This window comes from Virgibacillus sp. AGTR (assembly GCF_016919725.2).
In the GTDB taxonomy this organism is placed as follows: domain Bacteria; phylum Bacillota; class Bacilli; order Bacillales; family Amphibacillaceae; genus Virgibacillus; species Virgibacillus salarius.
Genome location: NZ_JAJERH010000024.1, coordinates 12,162 through 35,876, shown reverse-complemented (window position 1 = coordinate 35,876; position 23,715 = coordinate 12,162). Strand labels below are relative to the sequence as shown.

The following is a 23,715-nucleotide window of genomic DNA, read 5'->3' as shown; positions in this document are numbered from 1 at the left end:
GCAAGACTACCAATGAAAAGCATTGGTAGTCTCGTATTTGCAGTCAGTTACACATTGGAAAATAATGCATATTCACGAAACAATTCAACAATTCCCCTTTTCAAAATGATGGAAAAGGTCTATGATAGATGTTGGACTGAAAAATAAACCATGAGACCTAGTGACTTAAATAGTTGAAGGACCCTGCATATTTCATGCAATGCGGAGGGAATGAAATGAAGAAAGCACGTATTATTTATAATCCCACATCTGGCAGAGAAGCCTTTAAAAAAGAATTACCGGCAGTTCTAGAAAAGCTCGAAATTGCTGGATATGAAACATCAACCCACGCAACCACCTGTGAAGGAGATGCGATAACAGCTGCAAGGACAGCGGTTGACCGAGGATATGATCTCGTTATTGCTGCTGGAGGCGACGGCACCATTAATGAAGTGATTAATGGAATTGCCGAACAGGAACATCGGCCAAGGCTGGGGATTATACCAGTTGGTACAACCAATGATTTTGCTAGAGCATTACGCATTCCAAGAGATATAAAAAAAGCGGTTGATGTTATTGTAGATGGTCAATCGATGCTTTTAGATATCGGCAAAGTAAATGAACATTATTTTATAAATATTGCCGGTGGTGGAAAGTTAACGGAGCTAACCTACGAGGTTCCGAGTAAGCTAAAAACAATGCTTGGACAGTTAGCTTATTATATGAAGGGAATCGAGATGCTTCCGTCCTTAAAGCCAATTCGAGCAAAAATAGAGTATGATGGCAATGTTATTGATGAGGATATTATGTTATTTCTTATTTCCAATTCGAATTCTGTTGGTGGCTTTGAGAAGTTAGCACCTGAAGCAAATATGCAAGACGGATATTTTGACTTAATTATTTTGCGCAAAACGAACTTAGCAGAGTTTATTCGTATTGCCACGCTTGCATTGCGGGGAGCTCATTTAGAAGACAAGCATGTCATTTATGAAAAAGCGAAGCATGTGACAGTTACGACAGATGAGAAGATGCAATTAAATATTGATGGGGAATTTGGTGGATTGTTGCCCGGAGAATTTATAAATTTGCAGCAACATATCGACTTTTGTGTTCCAACTGAATTTATCGATAAAGAAGGGGAAGATTACTGAATGCAGTAGTCTTCTTTTTGTTCATACTATTGGTTAGAGTTATGTTAAGATAAGACCACAGACTAGCACGTAAAGGAAGATATACATGGCGAAACAAACAGCACCAGTAAAAAAGAATCAAACCATCACGCTCACTTTCGAAGATCTTACCCATGAAGGAAATGGTGTAGGCAAAATTGATGGGTATCCACTATTTGTACCTTATGGGCTACCAGGGGAGGAAGCCGAGGTAAAAGTTGTTAAAGTAAACAAAAACTTTGGATTCGGCAAACTAGTAGAGGTGAGACAAGCAAGCTCAGAGCGTGTCGAGCCCCCATGTGATGTGTATTATAAATGCGGCGGCTGTCAGCTGCAGCATATGAGCTATGCTATGCAGTTGGATATGAAACAGAATCAAGTAAAGAATGTTATGCGAAAAATAGCACATATGGAACAAGTTCCCGTACATCCTACCATTGGTATGAAGGACCCTTGGAGATATCGTAATAAAGTACAAATTCCGGTAGGGGATAAGCATGGTGAATTAATAACAGGTTTTTATCAAAAACGAAGTCACCAGATTATTGATGATATGGATACGTGCGTCATTCAGGATGATAGTAATGACCGACTTGTAGAAGCTGTTCGCAGAATTGCCGATCGATTAGGGATTAAAGCTTATGATGAAAAGCAAAACCGTGGAGTATTACGACATATTATGGTCCGAACTGGTAGAGAAACAAATGATGCGATGATCGTTATCGTTACACGAACGGAAAAGCTGCCGTATCAGGACAAGCTAATAAAGGAATTAACGGAAACGTACCCACATATAAAATCGATTGTTCACAATGTGAATAGCCAACGGACAAATGTTATCTTGGGAAAGAAAACAAAGGTAATTTGGGGCGAAACCTATATATACGATACGATAGGTGATATTCGCTTTGCTATTTCCGCTAAATCCTTTTATCAGGTGAATCCACCTCAAACAAAGGTGTTATACGATAAAGCGTTGGAATATGCAAAACTTGGAGCAAATGATATTGTTGTTGATGCCTATTGCGGAATAGGAACGATATCTTTATTTTTAGCTCAGCAGGCGAAGAAGGTGTACGGTATTGAAGTGGTTCCAGAAGCAATAAGTGATGCCAAAATGAATGCCAAATTAAACGGCATTACGAACACTGAATTTGTTGTTGGTGAAGCTGAGAAAATTATGCCGTGGTGGAAGGCTCAAGGACTTCGACCAGATGTCATAGTCGTTGATCCGCCTCGAAAAGGCTGTGAAGTGGAATTCCTTCAAGCTATGATTGAAATGGAGCCAAAGCGAATTGTCTACGTCTCTTGCAATCCTTCTACCTTAGCTCGTGATTTAAAAATATTAGATGAAGGTGGCTATGAAACGAAGGAAGTGCAGCCAGTTGATATGTTTCCACAGACCAATCATGTGGAGTGTGTTACTTGGTTGGAAAGGAAAGTGTCTAATTAAAAAGTAAACTTCCGACACAAAATAAACATTTCCGATTAAGACCCCGATTTCGTGAAAATAAACATTTCCGATTTCCGGGTCTTTTTCATGCTCATCCCTTGTCTTGTCTCGGTTTTCTCTTCTTTCCTACGCAACTTTTTAAGAGAGCTTTATTTTAAAACAAAAAAGATGACCATTGGATTCATTAACAGAAAGTGTTTGGTCATCCTCTGAGACATCACTGATAGTAACATCGAAGTGATTTAATTCTCCATTGATTAAGAAGTCATATTTGCCAACTGGTTCCACCATTTCAATTGTTTTGTCCGTAATAGCTACAGTGGCTAGTTTTAAGTAGTCTACTCACCTTCCACAACCCCTTTTATTGTCCATTTCTCTTTCGAAATTAAAAACATGTAACTAGAAATTTTAGCGAAAACCTCCTATTCATCACCTTTGTAAACGTTTACTAGATTTATATTGTAATGTTTTGTTTATTCGCGAAAATTTTTTAAGTATTAATTTAGCTGATCTAGTTCTGATTTTTGGAATTAGTAGATAAAATTAGATTAATTACGAATTTAAAAAAATGAATATTTTGTTATTATTAATAATAGTAACAAAACATTCATTTTAATTGCAGTGGTAAAATTTTAGGTATGTATACTTCTTACCGGAGAAAGGAGAAAATTTGATGTCATCAAAAAAACTATCGAGGTGGTACCTTACTATAGCAAGTACAGGTGCCTTTGTTGTGGCAGCTGTTTTAACCTTAATATTTGATCTTAATGTATACACCACTCTAGGCTTTTTAACCGCTGCAATAATATTATTTATTACGGATGCTGTTCGTGTGATTTATAAAAAAAAGAAGTCAACAGAGGGAAATTAATAAAAACTATGGATATAAATAGCTTAATCCTGGATGGATAACAAGCAGAAAAATTAGAAAAAAGCGGGTTACATTATCCGCTCTTTTTATTTATTTTTCAAACATAATCTTCTTAAAATTAAATCGTAGTGCATATTATAAGACCACCTTTTAAATCAATACATTCTTCGAATAGGTTTTTGCTTCGTCTCCCTACTTGGATGCAATCCTCTAGTTTCACCAATATAAATATCAAGAATAAACATTCTTTGAAAAACTCCTTTTATTTCTAAATCAATTTTACATAGGATAAATAGAATTAAAAAAAGGTAATAGCTCTTGCTATTAAGTCGAGGATTAGTTAAAAAAATAATAAATTGAGCTTTGGATATAAAATCCCCCCTAAAGCTGAAGCGTATTTTTTGTCCACTTTAGGGGGAGGTCATAATTCTTAATCTTTTTATATTATTCATCAGTCAAAATGACGAACTAATTTACTGATTCATCGTAATTATACTAAAACAATTAGTGCCAAGTGTATTTATTTTAGAAGGGAAGGTTAAATCATTTTCGTATTGAATAATGGTTATTTAGATAATGACGATGTGAAAAAATATAGAGATTCAAAAGAAGGATTCATGGGGGTGATATGAATGAAAGAATGGTGGGAGAGGAAGAAAGTGAAAGCAAGGAGGAGAAAAAAAGAAAAAGAGAATTATACGTTTTGGAATGTCATTCTTGACGTATTGTGTTGGATACCTGAGTTAGTAATTTTACCTATACGCCTAATTTATTGGCTAATAAAGAGTGTAGGAAGAATGCTTAAAAATATCGTTGACTTCTAAGGGAAAATACAACTAAAGTATTTAACTTTACAACTTTAGAAGTAAACTAAAGATATATAATTTTGATGATGGGAAAGTTTGTATGATGAAAAAAACTTCTAAGGAAGTTATATGTTGAAGTAGAACGAGGGGCTGATTTCACAATAGGAGAAAAGAAATATCTAACTCCTTCTGATGATTAAATAATGATTAAAAAGTATTAAAGTAACTGTAGTAACGGGTATAAGAGCTGAAGAAGGATCAATAGAGATATTATATTATAGCGGTGATATTATGAAACGATATTATATTGCAGTGATGTATGATATATTCGAACCTAATAATCAATAAGAAGATATGAATGAATACCTTTTAGATTTGACTTTTGATATTGATAAGGAAAAAATGTATAGGTATTATAGAAAATGGATAGAGGATGAAGTGGTTAAATTAGAAAATGAAACCAAATTATCCTGGGAAGAACAAACAGAAGATATTGAAGACTTAAATATAAAAGCTAGAAAAACACAATTAGTATTGAGGCATAGATCAGATGTGGTTTTAGAGTTATTAAATTAAAGGGTTTATTTACAGAGTAAGCGTCTACACTTTATTTTAGAATAAAGCAAGATTACGGAACAAATAGAATTGGTTGGGAGTTAGCACAAATGGACTTATTTAAGAAAGCAATAGACATGTCCAAGATATATAGGGAGAATGAAAAAGTGGAAGCCATTATTTTGGCTGGTTCGGTATCAAAGAATTTACAGGATGAGTATTCAGATATTGAATTGCATATTTTGTGGTCAAATTCTCCAACAGATGAGGATCGCCAATATCCCATCGAAGAAGTTAAGGGTACAATTTTATCGTATCATCCCTATGAAGAGGAAGAGTGGTCCGAAGCTTATATGAATCAAGATGGTATTAAGTTTGAGATAAGTAGCTTTTTGTCCACGACAGTTGACCGTTTTATTTTCGATGTAATTGATAGATGCGAAACTGATTTTAATAAACAGTGTATTCTAGCATCTATTGATGATGGAATTAGTCTTTTCGGAGAAGAAATAGTTAATGGGTTAAAAAATAGAATAGCTAAATATCCGTTAGGACTTACCAAACAAATGATTACTGAAAATCTTTGGTTGAGTAATCGATGGAGTAACCGTAATGCACTATTAAAACGACAAGACTGGTTAATGCTTTATGATGTCCTCTGTGGAGTACAAAAGAAACTGTTTGGTGTTTTGTTTGGTTTAAATCATATGTACGTAAATCACCCTGCTTATAAGTGGATGCGGTTCAATATTGAACGTATGCAGATTAAACCGGAAAATCTTTATGACAGAATGACAAGTATAATGATAGGTGATCCACAGAATGCTGTACAAGAATTGGAGTTATTGATTGAAGAGGTAATTGTGTTAGTAGAGAAGCATAATCCCAAATTGAACATTAGTGAACAAAAGAAAAATATTGGATATGCGAAATAGCAATTCTTATTTCAATGTATTACACTCTCTAGAAGATTTATTCGGAAGGAACGTTCTAGTATCTTCTTCTTATTTTCCTCAATACTTTGATTCATTTATTAAATGCCTACCACAAACTTCAAAAGTAACATCTAAGGAAATTAACGATAAACATACTCTATCCCCATTTTATTTCACAAGGAAAACGGATTTCATATACGAGACGACTGAAAAATGGTCGAATGGTTTAAAAATGAACTTTGAAAAGCTAGTTGGATTTGGTGGGAATAAAGTACTTAGATTGAGTTATTTAAGGTATTGTCCGTTATGTTTTAAGGAAGATATTGATACATTAGGTAAAAGCTATTGGAGTACTAATTAGCAAATAATTATTAATAGGAACGCATCTGATTACGGAGATTGATTTCATTGTAATATGGAATTTACTTGGGGGAGATTTTGTATTACTTTAAAGCAACATTCCGAATAAGCCTGACAAACAAAAGGTTTATTTCTTTCTGCATTGATTTTATTTTTGTATAAAACACATAAATGATGTTTGCAATTACTAATATTATTGATGCCGTTAAAAAGCCAAGTATGGAGTATAGATTAGGACCAAGTATTAAGTTCAAAATTTCATTACAATCTTGTATACTTTTCCTTTGCTAAACACAGTTGTCCATTTATATTTACTTCAAACATCGTTCCCGTTCCTCCAATTCTTTGCAAGAATGTAATCAAACTCTTCTCCATAAATCCCTTATATTTCCAATAGTGAAATAACTAACAATCTCATAATATTCACCGATATATGTAATGAGTATTTAGTGATGGTTCTTTAGTATGAATTTAAAAATAAACTTGTAAGGGAGGAAAAGAAATAGAGGATTATAAAAATAATTATATGTAAGCTGAAGATCCATATTTCTGTATTAATTGTGTATCAAATCCTATCTATCCAAGGTTTTAAAAGTAACTAATAGTCATTTGTAAATCATTCGATTTGCCAAATAGCATTATAATTTTACGAATAATAGCATATTCATTTTGGTTGGAAAAAGAGATTGATAAAACAAAATAGAACAGAAGAAAATCGTATTTTTAATTGTAGGCATAGATAATGATAACGTTAGTTTTCTATTCGTTGCAGCTACAAGCGTGGTAGATAGTGAAGAAATAGAGATTAAACCTGCATCAAATATTGGTGGGGTTTAAAAGGATGTGCAAGTATTAAACTTGATTACAAATGATGTCATTCGGTTTGGTTGCAATTAATCTTATACCATTATATAAACTGACAGGGGATACTAGCATGAAAAAACTACTCAAATTTAAAAGAATTAAAACAAAATTGTTATTCGGTTTTGGGTTACTTATAGCATTAGCATTTATAGTAGGAACGGTAAGCTATATTGCTATTGAAAAGTTAAATAATAATACAAAGCAAATTGTTGAAAAGGACGTTCCATACCTAATTATTAATGAAAATTTTTCTTATAATATGTCACAGAGTGCATCAATGGTTCGTGGCTATTTCCTATATAATGATAAGGAGATAAAGAAACAATTAGAGGCTAATTTGGAAAAAGGTAAAGAAATAGAGAAAGAAATGTTGACTTTAAGTGATTCAGAAAATATTAAATCCATTATAGACAAAAAAGCTAAATGGACAGATATGGTAACTAATTCAATCACCGAATATGAATCGGGTAATCGTGATAAGGCTGTTGAGATATTATTGGAAGCTAAGTCACTTTCCAATGAAATAATGGATAGTAATGAAAAATTATCTTCAAGAAGTCAAAATGATGTCAATAAACAAGGAAAACAAATTATATTGTATGGTGATTCAACAGTGTTCTTTATTTTAATCATATCAGGTTTAGTTTTAATAATTGGTATTATTATAGCTTTAATAACTGCAAAGTCTCTTACTAATCCAATCTTAATAATTATGAAACGAATGAATGATTTGGCAAAAGGCGATTTAAGTCAAGAACCGTTGAAAACCAACAACAAAGATGAGGTTGCGCAACTTGTTAAAGCAACGAATATAATGAGTGATAATAATCGGAATCTATTAAATAGAATTTCTGAAGTATCCGAATCTGTTTCAAGTCAAAGCGAAGAGCTAACGCAGGCAGCCAGTGAGGTTAAAGCAGGAGCAGACCAAGTTGCAATAACAATGGAAGAGCTTGCAACTGGGGCAGAAACACAGGCGAATAGTGCCAGTGAGTTAGCATCCATTATGGGAACGTTCACTAACAGAGTTGAAGAAGCAAATGAAAGTGGAGAACGTATTCACGAGAATTCAGGAAAAGTATTAGAGCTGACAACAAAAGGAAGTCAACTAATGAATGCTTCAACTGAGCAAATGATTAAAATTGATCGGATTGTAAAAGATGCAGTAGAAAAGATGCAAAATTTGGATAACCAATCGCAAGAAATCTCAAAACTTGTTTCGGTGATTAAAGATGTTGCAGAGCAAACAAATCTATTGGCTTTAAATGCTGCCATTGAAGCTGCAAGAGCGGGTGAGCATGGTAAGGGCTTTGCAGTTGTGGCAGATGAAGTAAGAAAGCTGGCGGAGCAGGTTGCTCTATCCGTAAATGATATTACGACAATTGTAACCACCATACAAACTGAATCCAGTGTTGTAGCTGACTCATTAAGAGATGGATATACAGAGGTAGAACAAGGGACATCTCAAATAGAAACCACAGGTAAAACGTTTAATAATATAAGTTCTGCAGTTACAGATATGGTTCAAAGTATTCAGGCTGTATCTGAACACTTATCTGAAATTGCGGCTAATAGTCAAGAAATGAATGGTTCTATAGAGGAAATAGCCTCAGTTTCTGAAGAAGCTGCAGCGGGTGTAGAACAAACATCAGCATCAGCACAGCAATCAAGTGGGTCCATGGAAGAAGTAGCAGGAAGTTCTGAGCATCTTGCTAAATTGGCTGAGGAATTAAATGAATTGGTAGGGCGGTTTAAGTTGTAATGTTACAAATCAATTTTGTATAAGTAGCAGAGTGGTCATTAATGTTTTGAATAAAGGTAAAAATGTATAACATGTTTAACAACCGATATTTCATATTGGAATTCAATTTATAGTTGTGAAATGTTACTTAGAAATAATATTTCCCCCCATAATATGATAAGAGAATAAGCTTTTCTATTAAATTGGACATGCATTCAATAGAAAACTATATAAATTAGATTTCTCCTTTTCGGTCAAGCAATATTATTCATTAACATACTCATTCACCTGAATTCACTGAAAGAATGAGGAAATTATAAAAGGATTTACGGGCTAAACTAGGTTCTATAGCATTTGAAATGAATAAGGCAGAAAAGAATGTTGAATTATAGAGAGAAGCTATTAAAGTTAATGATAGATAGTTAATGGCATTTGTTAAATTTGAAAAGTTTAATTCAATGTTAGAGTTGAGGAAGCAAATAATAATATGCAATTTTTTGCTTCATAGAATGACATACTTTACTATTCAATATTTGCGTTTTCAGAGAGTAGCGGACATGATAGCCTATTGTGAGCGGCTTATTGGAGAAGTGCCTTGAAGATAGATCGTGTCCGTAATGGGCTCTATGACAAATGATTTTAATAATGACAATGACCCCGTTTTTCGTGAAAATAATCTTTTCCGATTTTCGGGTCTTTTTCATACCTCTTGTTCATTGCTGACTTTACTCTTTTCTGGGGCTCCTTTTTTATAATTATATTTTTTATCCCTCTTTTCAAAAATAGAAATAGAATTGTCTTCACTGGCTGTTGTTTCTCTATTTTGGGACTAATTCGTCTGTAAAGTGTGAATTTGATAGGTCAATTTTTTTTAACCTTGTAATGCGATGTACTATTGTGTTACGATGTAAATATAATTCGTTTGAAAGTGAGGTGTCGTTTATGGACAAAGAGATAATGAAGGGTAGTATTGATATTTTATTTTTATCTCTATTAAATAAAAGGGACATGTATGGTTATGAAATAGTAAAAACATTAAAAGAAAATAGTAATGAACTATACAACATGAGTGAAGGGACGTTATATCCCGCTTTGAAGCGATTAGAAAACAAAGAATGGCTTCAATCTTATTGGGGCAGTTCAGAGAATGGCGGGAGAAGGAAGTACTATAGGATCACACAAGATGGGAAGAAAGAGTTAGATAAGAAATTAAAGGAATGGAATCAAATAAGTAATTTAATTAAAGTATGTTCGGAGGGTATCGCATGGATAAAAAAATCGAAAATTATATTGATAAAGTTGTGAATCAATTACATTGTGACGAGGAAGAAAAGAGAGAAATAATTGATGAAATGAGAGATCATTTACATTTATTAAAAAATGAATATATAGATCAAGGTTTTACTAAGGAAGAATCAACAAAAAAGGCGTTAGAGAGTTTTGGAGAACAAAAACAATTAACGAAAGGTTTACAGGAGTCACTGTTTCCATTCTATAAAGCAACTAAGATAGGAACATGGATTTTATTTGGTCTTTACTCATTTATTATTCTATTTAAGTTACTCTTTCAACGTATCATTTTCCGAATCAACGATTACTACGTAACTGGAGGTACATTTAACAGATATGTTTTTACTCCAATGAATTCAGAAGGCTATGTTGAATTTATAAAGGTCAATTCGAATTTCATTCCGTTTAAAAATACCATCGAATACATATCTGGAGCTGACCGTTTTAATATGGATATCATCATCAATAACACATTAGGAAACATTTTAATTTTTCTGCCACTGGGAATTTTTCTTCCTTTATTAATTAAAAAATACAGTAGATTTACTAGGGTAATTGTTGCTTCAACCGTTATTAGTTTTTCAATTGAAACTTTGCAGCTGGCTTTAAAAATTGGGCAATTCGATATTGATGATGTCATTTTGAATACAATTGGCAGTATCATTGGTTTTCTGATTTTAAAGATAGCCAAAAGTGTCATCACTTTTCCAAAGGGAAGTTTCGTTCGAAGAACAACAAATTGATTCGGTTAACATTCCATACAAAGTGCAATAGATTTTTTAAAAGGTTTGTAGAAATATCGAGAATTAGGGGAATAGTGATTATGAAAATTTTATTGAAAGTAGGATTAACAGTTGTATTATGCTGTTATTTGTTCATTCTTTCAAAACTAATTCTATTCAAACACCTTGCCATTCCAGACATTATGAGCCATTTTACATTTAATTTTGATGGCTATTACTGGAATAACCACAATTTTATTCCATTTAAGACGATTACGTATTATTTGTTCTTGGCGAATGATATAAACATCAACATACGGGTTGAAAATCTAACTGGAAATATTATTGGGTTTATGCCATTCGGATTTATTCTTCCACTGTTATCAAGCAAGTTCCATAGGTTTAAAAAGATTACAATTGCAGCTCTTTCTTTAAGTTTAACATTCGAACTAATTCAACTTATTTTCGGCTTTGGTAGTTTTGATGTTGATGATGTTATTTTGAATACACTCGGAGGAATATTAGGGTATCTACCCATTAGCATATACACTAACCGCAGGCAGGGACAACAAAAGAGTGTAATGGATTAAATGAAGAAATTTATGGTAAGTTGCACGGCTTATGGGAAACCCAACCGTGCTTGTTGAAGTGTATGTAATACTTAGGTGTAGAGTGGTACAGCATGTACATCGGTTGATTTCACAGCTTACAGGCAAATTATTAGTGAAATGAGGCAAGCATTTTGAAAATGGACGTTCATCAATTAGCAGAGTATCTCGCAGACAATCCTTTTCAAGTAGAAGGAATATATCGTTATGCTAAAAACCCAGGTGTACCTGACGCTGATTATACAGACTCTTTTCCTGGATTTGTCTTTCCACTTGCAGGGAGGACACAATTTCAATTTAATGGTACACCTTATATCCTTTCCCCAGGGAAAATTATCCATGGGGGTGCAAAAATGGAACTGGCTCAAAAAATGTTTGGTGACACAAACTGGGAATATATTCTAGTTCTATATCGGATAGGTAACTCAAAACTAGAAGACACTAGCTTTTCTCAACAGCATTTTGAATTATCAACAGGGCAATCCCCTCGACTTGTCGAATTACTTATGCGCCTGTGGCAAGTATATAATCAGCGTGGAGGCATTTCAATGTTTCAGACCGAAATGCTGTTTCGCGAAGCACTGAATGAAGTCTTATTATCTGTTATTAATAGGCAAAATAGCTGTGAATCACATACTTTATTCGAACGGGTATCTAATTATATTCATGAAAACTATTATCAAAGCCTTACAATAGCATCGCTTGAAGAACAATATAACGTTAATCGAAATCGACTTTCTTACGTATTTAGAAGACATGCAGGGATGGGACCGGCAGAATATCTATTAAACTATCGAATAAAGATGGCACAAAAAATGTTATTTACAAGAAATGTGTCTATACAACAAATTGCACAAGCTGTTGGAATCACTGACCCCTTCTATTTTAGTAGAGTGTTCAAGAAGCAAGTTGGCATTTCTCCTACTAAATATCGCGAGAAGTTCATCAATAATCCATGCTAATTTCAACAAGCATCCATTCTTAACTGAAAATGAATGTACTATACTAATGGAAAGCCACAGGCAACATGGTATAGGGGGAAATTAATATGCAAAAAATGAAAGGACTTCTGTTCTTAATAATATTAGTAGGCATACTAGCTGGTTGTAATAAAACGCCTACTGAAAATAATAATGGATCAGTCTCAGAAGTTGAACCTGAAACAGAAGTTAATATAGATGAAACGGAATGGCCGAGAACGTTTAAGGATGCATCTGGTAAAGAAATTATTATGGAGAAGAAACCTGAAAAATTGGCCACGCTATGGTATTTTTATCCTGAAATATTAGTTGCACTAGGTGAACCACCTACTGCTTCTACAGAAAAAGAATATCTATCTTCTCTATCTTATTTAAAAGGAAAGCTGGATTCAACTGAAGAATTAGGAGATAAACTGTCCCCTAATATTGAAAAGATTCTATCTACTGAGCCTGATTATATTATAGCCACAGAACATCATAAAGAGATACATGACTCTTTAGAAAAAATTGCGCCTGTCATTACACTAAACTCCAATGACATCTATGAAGATTGGCAATACGGTCTTCGTACAGTAGCCGAGATTATTGGAAAGGAAGACGAAGCGGAAAAAGTAATCGATCATATGATGAAAGCGATTGAAACGGGTCGTGAAGCATTAAAGGCAATTGAAGGAGAGTCAGTAGCATTTATAGTATCTTGGGATGGAAAAACGTTTAATGTTCTAGGTGAAGAAAATCCTGTCTATACACTAGCGTTTGATAAAAGTAGGGGGCTGGGGCTTACACCAGATAAGACATTTAAAGGTACTAATAATGAGTTTATTACGTTTGAAGGAATTTCAACGATTCAAGCAGATCATATTTTCCTTATAGGCGACATTACAAAAGAGGATAAATTGATGAACGAATTAGAACAAAGTAATGTATGGAACAACCTGAATGCTGTGAAGAAAAGCAATGTCTATTTAATGGATACTTCCGCTATTACTGGTGGTCCATTGGCTATCGAATATGCGTTACAAAATATAATAAATTCTTTACGTTAGTTCTAAAAGGTGGAGATAAAAGTTATTGAAATCACTCAGTTGTAACAACCGAACGACAAGGTTTGGCCTGAGCATCTTCTTTTTAAACGTAAAGAGCTTTACTAATGCATACTATTTTTTTACTCATTACTGTAACGGTATAGCGGAAGTCAAAATAAGGAGGGATTATTATCCATTACCAACCTATAAAACTAAAGGACGAGTTATCTAAAATTAACGATTATTGGTCCCCACAAGTTATTGGTGAAATGAATGACGATCAAATTGAGCTTGTTAAAATTGATGGAGATTTTATATGGCACGAGCATCCTGATACAGATAAGCTATTTATCGTGCTTGAAGGGGAGATGTTCATCGATTTTCGTGATGGGCAAGTAAAAATTTCTAAGGGCGAGATGTGTATTGTCCCAGGAGGCGTCGAGCATAAGCCTTTCGCCGAAAAGGAATCACACATCATGCTGGTGGAGCCTAAAAGGAAAATAGACTGATAATAAGCATCTAATGTCTGTTGGCAGTTAAAATAAGCGTCGAGTACTTACGTAATTCAGAATTGCGTGAGCACTTGACGCTTTTTAATAAAAAACCTTTTGTTTCGCTAAATGATGGCATACTTAAATTACTCCAATAAGAGCTTGATTACCCAGAGTACGCTTATTCCAATCTCCTAAACGCTTCTTTCTACTATTATGTAAAAAAGCAGCGGTGACGAAATAATAGGTACTCAACTCAATTATGATGCAATATAATATCCATTCTAATCCGGGGCTGAATCCAAGTGATCCAGTTTCTTTTCATAGACTAGGAAATGATGAAATTTGAGCCTATATAATATGGGCGTATTGGGCCGCGTCCAGCTCCAGCACCCAGAAACGAGGCGACTTCACGACCCCCTACGCAAAAGTCATCATCGGCTCACAAGCACACCGTAATTTCGTTGTCTCCGTTGACTCGCTCTGTTTCTAATCGGGTGCTTACGCTTTTGTTATTCCCTAATACCCCCTCAATCCTTATCAATAGTGTTTTGGGCAGTATCCACCCATTCCAATTGCAGTCCTCACTATATCAATCTGCACGATTTTTTCAATTTATACGCAGTATAATTCCCAACTATAACGTCATCCTAATGCTTCTACATTTAACATAATAATCTTTCTTCTTTCGATTTCTAAATGAGAACTTAGTACACTGACTTTAGGTTAACAATAGGGGGAATCTCTGATTAAGGAGAGATGTAGGACGATTTAGACTGGGAAGGATCTTTTATAGTTTCCTATATCGAGACATCATTTTAATTGGAAAAGTATAATTATCGTAAAAGTACATTGACGACCATAGTAATATGATGTATATTATAATTATAAGGAAGTGGGGCGATGATCAACGATACAACTGCCAATACACTGAAGTTAGAAGTATTGTAGGTATGGTATAGGAGGTGTGAATATGGTAAATAAGAAAGTTTCCTCGGATCTACTAAGAGGACATACCGATACAATAATTTTGAACCTGTTGATGACTGGAGATAAATATGGGTATAAAATAACCAAGTTAATAGTAGAGAACTCAGCTGGGGAATATGAATTAAAAGAGGCTACCATGTATTCAAGTCTGAAAAGGCTTGAAAAAGATGGCCATATCGTGTCCTACTGGGGAGATGAGACCTCTGGTGGAAGAAGGAAATATTATAAAATTACAGAAAAAGGGAAAGACACGTATATCGAAAATATAAAGAACTGGGAGAACACTAAACGGATTTTAGATCAATTATTAGAGAAAGGTGGATATGGAAATGAATGAAAAGTTAAGTAAATATCTGGATAATGAGTTTTCACCTTATGTGGAGACAAACTCAGTTAAGGAATTAAAAGAAGAAATAATGAATAATTTGCAAGAGAAATTAAATGATTTAAGAGAACAGGGACATGATGATGAAACTGCTTTTAGCATGACGATAAAATCTATTGGGAATATATCCGAAATGTTGGATTCTAATGCAGAAAAGCAAACTATGCTCCAGCAGCAGGAAAAGGAAATGGATTTCACTAAAATGGATCTTCGTGAAGCTGATTTTAAAGGGGTAAGTTTAAAAAAAGCAGAGTTTAGCAAAAGCGATCTAAGAGATGCCGATTTTACTGAAGCCGATTTATCTTATAGCTCATTTATCGTTTGTGATTTAAGGAATGTAATATTCGATGGTGCAAATCTTACAGGAGCTAAATTATCAAAGTCGGATTTATCCAAGACAAGTTTTAAACATGCCAAGTTGAATAATACAGATTTAAGCTATTCTGATTTATCGGGTGTTCCATTCGAAAATCAAATTTTCAATGGCACGAATTTTTATAGTTCGGGATTAAAGGGTACGAATTTTAAAAATGCTGTATTTAAAAATGCTTCGTTCAAGTATGCATACGCTTGTAACAAAGCGAATTTTGATGGTGCAACAATGGATAAGGTAACATATGCAGTACTGAAGAAGAATAAAGCAGATTTGACCAATGTTACAGTAATTTAAACTAAATAAAGCATTATTAGTTGGAACGGAGTTCATTAGACCTCGTTCCTTTTCTAATGGTTGGGGATCATAAAGTGGTTACCTTATTGTTATAAACTTATCGTTGGTCTTTCATCTAGTTTTTTCTGTTAAAAAGTTGGTATAGTCTAAAGAAGAAAGAGGGAGGAAAAAGAAGAGAGTGAGCAATAGTACTTATTTAGATTCAATCCTAAAATCAATATCAATCCAAGTTGAATTTAATTGAAATGAGAAGTGTAAGGATAGATCTAGATCATAAGTAATTTTAAAATATGATAAAATAAAAAAACATAACGAAGATTGTTAAATAGTGATAACCAGATACTTCAGTAATAGGATTTAATATGTGACGGGGGTTAAATAATGGAAGCCATTGAATTAGTAGAGTTGAACAAAGTAAACCAAATTCAATAGGTTACAAAAACAAAAATGGATGGCTTTCGGGAAAGTTTTAGGTAGATTAATTTAGGAAGAGCATCTTTTTTGATAAATTAAATGTAGTCACGAGGAAGAATAATGAGAAGAAAGGTAGTATTTCAATGAAACGCAAATTCTTATTAGGCATGTTAACAGTAGTTTTAGTAATATTGACTGCTTGTGGAACCTCATCTGACGAGTCTACATTGGACAATCAGTCACCAAATAAAAACTCTAGTCAAAATACAAATGACGATTCTGCAAGTGCAGCTTCGACAGATAATGACACAAATACCAACAATACGAACACAGATACTGGAAGTAATGGTACCGATGAAAAGGGAGATACGACAAACAATGTACCAGCAAAAGATACAGCTAGTTTGAAGGATCAGTACCTTAAGAAATTAAATGATACGAAGAATGAAGTGGAGGAGATGCGAAAAAATCCGATAGACGATACAACATATGCGTTGAAAAAAGTTGAAGGAGATGCATACGATATTTGGGATGAATTGTTAAATGAAATTTATGGAGCCCTAAAGGAGCAACTACCTAAAGAAGAGATGGATCAACTAAGGAAGGAACAGCGTGAATGGATAGCGTACCGAGATCATACTGCAAAAGAGGCATCGCTAAAATATAAAGGTGGCACGATGGAACAGTTAGAATATGTAACGGTCCAGAACAATCTTACCGAAGAAAAGTGTTTTGAATTAGTTGAAGACTATATGAAATAACCCTTCATTATTACCGTGAAGGGGAATACGTTGAAAATTATGATAATTTAAAAAAATATTGTTTATTATAAAATAAATAGTTAATACTATTTATACAGAACATTAAAATGATTGAAAGAATAAAATGATATACCATAGAAAGGTTCTCAAAAATATGTAATGTGTCTGTTAAAATATTACGGTATTATGATGAAATTGACTTATTAAAGCCTTCGTAAATAGAAGTTGAAACGAATTATCGTTATTATGATTATGACAAAATTGAAGCAATTAAAATAATCTTGTTTTTAAAGCGTCTACATATTGATCGACTGTCAGTAAATGTCCTCAAAAAAAGTTATATGGAGCAATTGAAAAGAAGTTTGCCGGTTGTTGTTATGCTAACCTAGTAGTAATTTGCTAGAAGGAGGATAATTATGATAAAAAAGGCGATTCAACTGACATTGTTCGTCCATGATTTAAAAGAAGCGAAAGATTTTTACGTGAACAAGTTAGGATTTGTAGTACGGGAAGAAGAGGAGTTCGAACCAGGGTGGCGTTATCTTGCTGTTTCCCCTGAGAATGGTAACGAAACCATGATTGAACTAGCTGAAGCTAAAACTCCTAAACAAGAACAATTGATAGGCAAACAAGGCGGCGATACGGTCATGCTAATGTTTGAATCCGATCATATTGAAAGAGATGTTAGTGATTTGCAGGAGCGAGGAGTAGTTTTTCAAGGAGAGATACAAGGGGTACCAGGAGGTAAAGGGGTAGTATTTAAAGATTTATATGGGAATAATCTTGATTTATTCGAACCTAGAAAAGAATAACAAATAGACCTTTACCTTTAGTGAAAATTTGAGCTCCCCTTAATTGTTACTAAAAAACAACGAATATATCCTTGTTTACTTAGTTCAGATTAGAGACGCAAAGCCCTCTCAGCGAAAAACGAAACTAGTTAATCCTGGGGGGCTTTTTCTAATTAGACGGCGTGATTTTTTGCTGAAGAATCTTTATGTAAAGCTACTATTAAAATCATGATAATGATACAAGCTGTACCAACCCATTGGAAAATGCCAAAGGGTTGTTTTAACCAGAAAACAGTTGTTAAAACAGCTGCTAGGGGTTCAATACTACCTATAAGACTCGTTTCTTTAGGTGACAGGCTCTGTAAACTTTCTATATAAAACCAAAATGCAATCATCGTTCCGAAAATGATAACGAAGACTATATATAAATATGCTTCTAGCGTTATGCTGCTATTGTTAAGTTCCCAAGGTGGGTGGATAAAGCTTAATGCAGTACCTCCGATAATCATAGCCCAGCCAACAATGACAAGCGAATCGTATTGCTTTAGCAAAGGAATGGCATACAACGTATAAAATGCTAAAGCTATCCCAGATAAAACACCCCAAACGATTGCTAGTAACGGTACAGATAGTTGTGAGAATGAGCCATTGGTTAATAAGAAGAAGCATCCAACGAAAGCTAGCAAAATAGTTAACACATCTTTTTTTGTTAGAACAGATTGTCTGCTTAAAATGAGATAAAGAATAATCATTACTGGTGCTAAATATTGTAATAGTGTTGCTACCGCAGCATTGCCATGTTCAATCGAAGCCATATATGTGTACTGAACAGCAAGCATACCAAGTAACCCGAAAATAAGTAAATGAATAGCGATCCTTCTGTTTTTCCAAACAGCAATTATTTGGGAACGGTCTTTTTCAAAAAATTGAACTGCTAATAGTAATAAACCAGCCAGTAGTAACCTGGTCGCAACAAGCCAATCTACATCAATAGAGAATTCTTGAAATAGCTTTTTTGCAACTGTGCCACCAATCCCCCAAAATGCTGCTCCCGTTATTACAAGAAACATTCCTTTCCCTCTATTCATGATGAATTCTCCACCTTTATGATAAAAATAGTGTTATCATATGGATAATAATAAGAGGAGAATTCTTGGAATAATACGTAAATCGAATCAAAAAGTATAATTATATTGAGGTTTTGCTATGCAAATAAAAAATTTTATCGTTGACCAAAATTTAAAAGAATTAACGGAACATCGCACGGTTGTATTACCGCTTGCATGTTACGAAACGATGATTACTAAAAACATACATGGCTTTATACCACTGCACTGGCATGATGAAATTCAATTTGTTCTCATTATAAAAGGAGAAGCAATCTTCCAAGTTAATGAAGAAAAAATAACTGTTCGAGAGGGCGAGGGACTGTTTATAAATAGTGGGTGTTTGCACATGGCAACAGATGAAAATGATTCGGGCTGTATTTATATTTGTTTAAATGTAATGTATCTCCACATTTTATTTTATCTCAAGAGCTTTATACAACCCATGTAAGTCCGTATACGCAAGCCACTAATTTGCCTTACCTTCACTTGGATACAGAGGAAGTTTGGGAGAAAAATATTTTAGCTGCTATTGTAAACATCAATCAACTGATACAACAAAATCCCTCATGTTATGAAATCGATATTAGCATGCAGCTAACGATAATTTGGAAAAATTTAATCATAAATGGTTTTGATTTAGAGTACGAACAGGTAGAAAAGCTAAAGAGTCATCGAATGAAGCAAATGTTAAATTGGATACACACACATTATGCGAAAAAAATTCTTTTAGACGATATTGCACGTGCTGGTCAATTGAGTCGATCCGAATGTTGTAGATATTTCAAACGAATTTTAAAGAAAACACCATTGAATTATGTAACCGATTATCGAATTCAAAAAAGCTTAATTTTACTACAACAAATAGAATCCAATGTCACGGATGTTGCCTATGAAGTAGGCTTTAATAGTACAAGCTATTTCATTGCTCAGTTTCGCAGATCGATGAACATGACACCATTAGCATATAAAAAATATAAAAATAGCTATTAATGACCGCGAGTGTTGAAGAACATTGATATCTTGTGTGAACGGCACTATATACCTTTTAGCAAAAATGATTGATTATCATCTTAATCTAGTATCTGAAAATGTTAATACGTGGAGGTATTTGTTATGAAAATAGCAGCAATTTATGATATTCACGGTAATAACGTTGCATTAGAAGCTGTCTTAACTGAAGTGGCAAATGAAAAGGCTGAAAAAGTTATAGTTGGTGGGGACTTAGTCTGGGGACCGCAGCCTAGAGAAGTCATGGAAACTTTAATGAGATATAAGGATACATTTTTATTTATAATGGGTAATGCAGATAGAGAGGTAGCGCATCGATATAGCATAGAAGATGGCTGTCAGGATTTTGTAGCAGAAATAAATTACTGGTGTGCAGATCAATTAACAAGGGAGCACTTGAGTTTTTTGAAAGAATTGCCTGAGAGACAACGGATGGCTATTAACGGGTTAGGCGATGTATTGTTTGTACACGGTTCTCCAAGGAATGACGAAGAAGCAATAAGAGCTGATACCGATGAACGAGAAATTAATGAGATGGTAAAGGATACTGAAGCGAATATTATAGTATGCGGCCATACGCATATTCAGTTTGACAGATTAGTAGCTGGTAGGCGAATAGTCAATGCTGGTAGTGTTGGTCTACAGAGTAAAGCTAAGGGGGCTTGTTGGCTATTTATTCATGATGATGAAATAGAACATAAGGAAACGCAGTATGACATAGAAAAAGCTGTGAAGGAAATACTCCAAGGTACCTGTCCATATAAAGAAGATTTTGCTGAACATATACGAAACCCTCCAAATATTGGTCCATAATTCAATAAGTTATTACTTTTAATTCATCTAAAATACTCAAGATGTAACTTCTCCTTATTAAAATTACAGAGGCAGAAGAGAAAAAATTCTTAACACCACTATAGAAAATGGGGAGTTTAGAAGAGATGATTAAAAAATTATTAACCTAAAGATAATCCAGTTAAAATATTTTGAATTTATGGTAAAATGTATATTTTTATTTCAAAAAGGAGCAATAATTGATATGGCAAAAACTTCAGGCTGTTTTACCATCGTTTTTAATAAAAAGGGTTACATATTGTTAGTGAAGAGAAAGGATTATCCTGTCTGGGATTTACCTGGGGGAATGTTAGAAAAAGATGAACACTTAGAGAATTGTGCTATACGAGAAGCTAAAGAGGAAACGGGGTATATCATTTCGATTAAACGAAAAATAGGAGAATATTATCAACCTCAATTTGATGATTTACAACACATATTTTTAGGGGAATTGCTAGGTGGTACGCTAATTAAAAATGGTCCTGAAACAGATAAAGTGGATTGGTTTCATCCAAAAAAATTACCTATGTTTATGATTCCCAATAGAAGAAAGCAAATTAAAAATTTTCTTAGACATAAAAATACAGTAATAAAAGATTCAATAACCGTTTCTCGATTTAAAATTTCACTATTTAAAGTGTTTTTTAAGGTGTTTGGTTAAGTTTCTGCAATTCTTAAATAAGCATGTGGATGAACGTATTAATTTTACTATTAAAATAAATTGTTTTTATTGTAAGATGCTGAAGGATGTATAAAATATATTTTATTAAAAGAGTAATTGAAGTTTACATGCTAAATATGAGATTTGCATATATACAGTGGCCGTGAAATGCTGTTGGGTGGAATATTGAGGAGAGGTTAAATTGTACCGTTGATCAAAGTAGAAATATAATTTCCTATTGTGTTTATGAATATGAAATGTAATAATAAGTTAAATGTAAAAGCAATGATGAGAAGAGTAAATCATTTTTATTCCGTTACAGAGAGCTTCGTTGGCTGAAAAGAAGCATGGAATTATTTGATTGAATATGGTCTCTGAGCTGCATAGTTGAACGTTCTATTGAGCGTAAGGCTATGACGAGATTTGGCACTCGTTATAAATGTCAGGGTATAAGAACTTTATCGTTCCGTACTTATTGAGGCTAATCATGTGAGTGGTTAGCAAATTAAGGTGGTAACACGAGAATAATCTCGTCCTTAGACAGTTGTTTTGTCTTTGGACGAGGTTTTTTATTTTCAAGAGATGAAAATAGTAAGGGAGGAAATAAGATGAATGTATTTATCGGAGGAGCATGGCCTTATGCCAATGGTTCACTACATTTAGGCCACATATCTAGTTTATTATCAGGTGACGTTTTAGCCCGGTATTATAGAATGAAAGGAGAAAATGTTCTTTATGTATCAGGAAGTGATTGCAATGGAACTCCAATTACGATTAGAGCAAAGCAAGAAGATGTAACACCTAAGGAGATTGCTGATAGGTATCATAAAGAGTTTTGTGCGTGTTTTGAAAAGTTGGGTTTTACTTATGATTGCTATACAAGGACAGATAGTGCCCATCATCATAGAATTGTGCAAAATATATTTTTGCAGCTATTTGATAATGGAAAAATCTATAAAAAGGAAATTGAACAGGCGTATTGCAATAGGTGTGAACAATTTTTACCCGACCGGTTTGTCGAAGGAACTTGTCCACAATGTGGACAGGATGCTCGTGGTGACCAATGTGACCACTGCTCAAAAATATTAGAACCACTAGACCTTATAAATAAGAAATGTAAGATTTGTGGTGATTCTCCAACTACGAAACAGACAGAACATTTCTATTTTAAGTTAAGTGCATTCCAAAAAGAACTACAGCAGTACGTAACTAATGCGAAAGTGAAGAACTTATGGAGAGAAAATGCGATTCAATTATCGGAAAGATATTTAATGGAAGGATTGCCCGATCGAGGAGTTTCAAGAGATTTACCAATAGGTGTTCCAGTTCCAGTAAAGGGATATGAGGAGAAGAAGATTTATGTATGGATCGAAGCTGTTTCCGGATATTATGCAGCCAGTAAAAAATGGGCAGAGAAAAATAACGTGGAGGATTCCATTTTTTGGGGTAATGATACAAAAACATATTATATTCACGGAAAGGATAATATTCCATTTCATTCTATCATTTGGCCATCTATATTAATGGGAATTGAAAAGGATTGTTTACCTACTCATATTGTTTCGAATGAGTATTTAACAGTTGAAAAAAAGAAACTTTCAACAAGTAAGAATTGGGCAGTGTGGGTACCAGATATGATTGAAAAATATCATCCTGATTCCATTCGGTATTTCTTAACCATAAATGCACCAGAAAATAGAGATTCCGATTTTTCGTGGCGAGAGTTTGTATATAGTCATAATAGTGAATTGCTAGGAGCCTATGGTAACTTTGTGAATAGGACATTAAAGTTTATAGAGAAATCATTTAAGGGATTTGTTCCAGATGGAAAAGTTGATAAAAGCATAATGAATGAGATTCAAGATCTTTATAAACAAATAGGGTCACTTATTGAAGGAGCACATTTCAAACAAGCGTTAGAATTACTATTCCATTTTATAAGAAGAGCGAACAAATATTTTGATGCTCAACAACCTTGGATTCAAATAAATGAATCACCTAATGCATGTAAACATACATTAGCAACCTGTATATATATCATTGCAAATTTAGCGCAGCTATTGAGCCCATTCCTGCCATTTTCCAGTAATGAGGTCAAGGTAATGTTAGGAATATCAAACTTTACTTGGAATCCAACGGATAAATATGCAACTGCTGTAAAGCACGTTAGTCCTCTATTTGAAAGAATTGATGTTAAAACGATCACAATGGAAATTGAAAAGTTGCATAAACAAGCTTCGTTGTGA

23 protein-coding genes, 1 pseudogene and 1 other annotated feature are annotated in these 23,715 nt (G+C 33.9%); of the genes and pseudogenes, 23 read left to right on the top strand and 1 reads right to left on the bottom strand.

Features of this window, described 5'->3' with window-relative positions:
* Positions 1 to 215: 215 nt before the first annotated feature.
* From JUJ52_RS10840 to JUJ52_RS10755, 19 genes are all read left to right on the top strand, one after another.
* On the top strand, positions 216 to 1,130 hold the full coding sequence (locus tag JUJ52_RS10840; RefSeq protein WP_205389618.1) for a diacylglycerol kinase: 915 nt from the start codon (positions 216 to 218) through the stop codon (positions 1,128 to 1,130).
* An 85-nt stretch (positions 1,131 to 1,215) separates the two neighbouring features.
* Entirely contained in the window at positions 1,216 to 2,601 is a 1,386-nt protein-coding gene (rlmD, locus tag JUJ52_RS10835; RefSeq protein WP_205389619.1) for a 23S rRNA (uracil(1939)-C(5))-methyltransferase RlmD, read from the top strand.
* Between the two features lie 673 nt (positions 2,602 to 3,274).
* The gene (locus JUJ52_RS10830; protein WP_026682825.1) at positions 3,275 to 3,472 is read left to right on the top strand and encodes a hypothetical protein; all 198 of its coding nucleotides are present in this window, start codon (positions 3,275 to 3,277) and stop codon (positions 3,470 to 3,472) included.
* Between the two features lie 632 nt (positions 3,473 to 4,104).
* Complete coding sequence (locus tag JUJ52_RS10825; protein ID WP_228088950.1) at positions 4,105 to 4,296, top strand: hypothetical protein; 192 nt, start codon at positions 4,105 to 4,107, stop codon at positions 4,294 to 4,296.
* Positions 4,297 to 4,632: 336 nt separating this feature from the next.
* Positions 4,633 to 4,854, top strand: a complete 222-nt coding sequence (locus JUJ52_RS10820) for a hypothetical protein (RefSeq protein WP_228088949.1) — start codon at positions 4,633 to 4,635, stop codon at positions 4,852 to 4,854.
* An 89-nt stretch (positions 4,855 to 4,943) separates the two neighbouring features.
* Positions 4,944 to 5,768, top strand: coding sequence for a DUF4037 domain-containing protein (locus tag JUJ52_RS10815; protein ID WP_228088948.1), 825 nt, complete (start codon positions 4,944 to 4,946; stop codon positions 5,766 to 5,768).
* Complete coding sequence (locus tag JUJ52_RS23715) at positions 5,758 to 6,129, top strand: TniQ family protein (protein WP_374488431.1); 372 nt, start codon at positions 5,758 to 5,760, stop codon at positions 6,127 to 6,129. Before JUJ52_RS10815 ends, JUJ52_RS23715 begins: the two co-directional genes overlap by 11 nt.
* A 933-nt stretch (positions 6,130 to 7,062) precedes the next feature.
* Entirely contained in the window at positions 7,063 to 8,754 is a 1,692-nt protein-coding gene (locus JUJ52_RS10810) for a methyl-accepting chemotaxis protein (protein WP_205389622.1), read from the top strand.
* Positions 8,755 to 9,675: 921 nt separating this feature from the next.
* Positions 9,676 to 10,038: a PadR family transcriptional regulator gene (locus JUJ52_RS10805; RefSeq protein WP_121604652.1), complete on the top strand. Its 363-nt coding sequence runs from the start codon at positions 9,676 to 9,678 to the stop codon at positions 10,036 to 10,038.
* Positions 9,999 to 10,766 carry a VanZ family protein gene (locus JUJ52_RS10800; RefSeq protein WP_121604653.1) on the top strand — a complete coding sequence of 256 codons (768 nt, stop codon included), beginning with the start codon at positions 9,999 to 10,001 and terminating at the stop codon, positions 10,764 to 10,766. Before JUJ52_RS10805 ends, JUJ52_RS10800 begins: the two co-directional genes overlap by 40 nt.
* 80 nt (positions 10,767 to 10,846) lie before the next feature.
* Entirely contained in the window at positions 10,847 to 11,335 is a 489-nt protein-coding gene (locus JUJ52_RS10795) for a VanZ family protein (RefSeq protein WP_121604654.1), read from the top strand.
* A gap of 152 nt (positions 11,336 to 11,487) precedes the next feature.
* Positions 11,488 to 12,315: a helix-turn-helix transcriptional regulator gene (locus tag JUJ52_RS10790; RefSeq protein WP_205389623.1), complete on the top strand. Its 828-nt coding sequence runs from the start codon at positions 11,488 to 11,490 to the stop codon at positions 12,313 to 12,315.
* Between the two features lie 86 nt (positions 12,316 to 12,401).
* Complete coding sequence (locus JUJ52_RS10785; RefSeq protein ID WP_205389624.1) at positions 12,402 to 13,379, top strand: iron-siderophore ABC transporter substrate-binding protein; 978 nt, start codon at positions 12,402 to 12,404, stop codon at positions 13,377 to 13,379.
* 170 nt (positions 13,380 to 13,549) lie between these two features.
* Positions 13,550 to 13,867 (top strand): cupin domain-containing protein, encoded by a 318-nt coding sequence (locus JUJ52_RS10780; RefSeq protein ID WP_080668761.1) that lies wholly within the window; start codon positions 13,550 to 13,552, stop codon positions 13,865 to 13,867.
* A 955-nt stretch (positions 13,868 to 14,822) separates the two neighbouring features.
* A complete protein-coding gene (locus JUJ52_RS10775) occupies positions 14,823 to 15,176 on the top strand; it encodes a PadR family transcriptional regulator (protein ID WP_121604658.1) in 354 nt (117 codons plus the stop codon).
* Positions 15,169 to 15,894 carry a pentapeptide repeat-containing protein gene (locus JUJ52_RS10770; protein WP_121604659.1) on the top strand — a complete coding sequence of 242 codons (726 nt, stop codon included), beginning with the start codon at positions 15,169 to 15,171 and terminating at the stop codon, positions 15,892 to 15,894. Before JUJ52_RS10775 ends, JUJ52_RS10770 begins: the two co-directional genes overlap by 8 nt.
* Before the next feature lie 557 nt (positions 15,895 to 16,451).
* Positions 16,452 to 17,069: a lysozyme inhibitor LprI family protein gene (locus tag JUJ52_RS10765; RefSeq protein WP_034679703.1), complete on the top strand. Its 618-nt coding sequence runs from the start codon at positions 16,452 to 16,454 to the stop codon at positions 17,067 to 17,069.
* 134 nt (positions 17,070 to 17,203) lie between these two features.
* Positions 17,204 to 17,287, top strand: coding sequence for a MerR family DNA-binding transcriptional regulator (locus JUJ52_RS23515; protein ID WP_121605866.1), 84 nt, complete (start codon positions 17,204 to 17,206; stop codon positions 17,285 to 17,287).
* Positions 17,288 to 17,485: 198 nt separating this feature from the next.
* Entirely contained in the window at positions 17,486 to 17,881 is a 396-nt protein-coding gene (locus tag JUJ52_RS10755; protein WP_026682809.1) for a VOC family protein, read from the top strand.
* A 152-nt stretch (positions 17,882 to 18,033) separates the two neighbouring features.
* Here JUJ52_RS10755 and JUJ52_RS10750 read toward each other — a convergent pair whose 3' ends face one another.
* Positions 18,034 to 18,948, bottom strand: coding sequence for a DMT family transporter (locus tag JUJ52_RS10750; protein WP_205389625.1), 915 nt, complete (start codon positions 18,946 to 18,948; stop codon positions 18,034 to 18,036).
* Between the two features lie 124 nt (positions 18,949 to 19,072).
* Here JUJ52_RS10750 and JUJ52_RS10745 point away from each other — a divergent pair.
* The 4 genes and pseudogenes from JUJ52_RS10745 (at position 19,073) to metG (ending at position 23,715) form a co-directional block, all read left to right on the top strand.
* Positions 19,073 to 19,959: pseudogene (locus tag JUJ52_RS10745) on the top strand (AraC family transcriptional regulator).
* A 123-nt stretch (positions 19,960 to 20,082) separates the two neighbouring features.
* Entirely contained in the window at positions 20,083 to 20,790 is a 708-nt protein-coding gene (locus tag JUJ52_RS10740; protein WP_034679700.1) for a metallophosphoesterase family protein, read from the top strand.
* Between the two features lie 223 nt (positions 20,791 to 21,013).
* On the top strand, positions 21,014 to 21,469 hold the full coding sequence (locus JUJ52_RS10735; RefSeq protein ID WP_121604664.1) for an NUDIX hydrolase: 456 nt from the start codon (positions 21,014 to 21,016) through the stop codon (positions 21,467 to 21,469).
* A 276-nt stretch (positions 21,470 to 21,745) separates the two neighbouring features.
* Positions 21,746 to 22,010: a binding site (T-box leader), on the top strand.
* Positions 21,994 to 23,715, top strand: a complete 1,722-nt coding sequence (gene metG, locus JUJ52_RS10730; protein ID WP_308036025.1) for a methionine--tRNA ligase — start codon at positions 21,994 to 21,996, stop codon at positions 23,713 to 23,715. Its footprint overlaps the feature before it by 17 nt.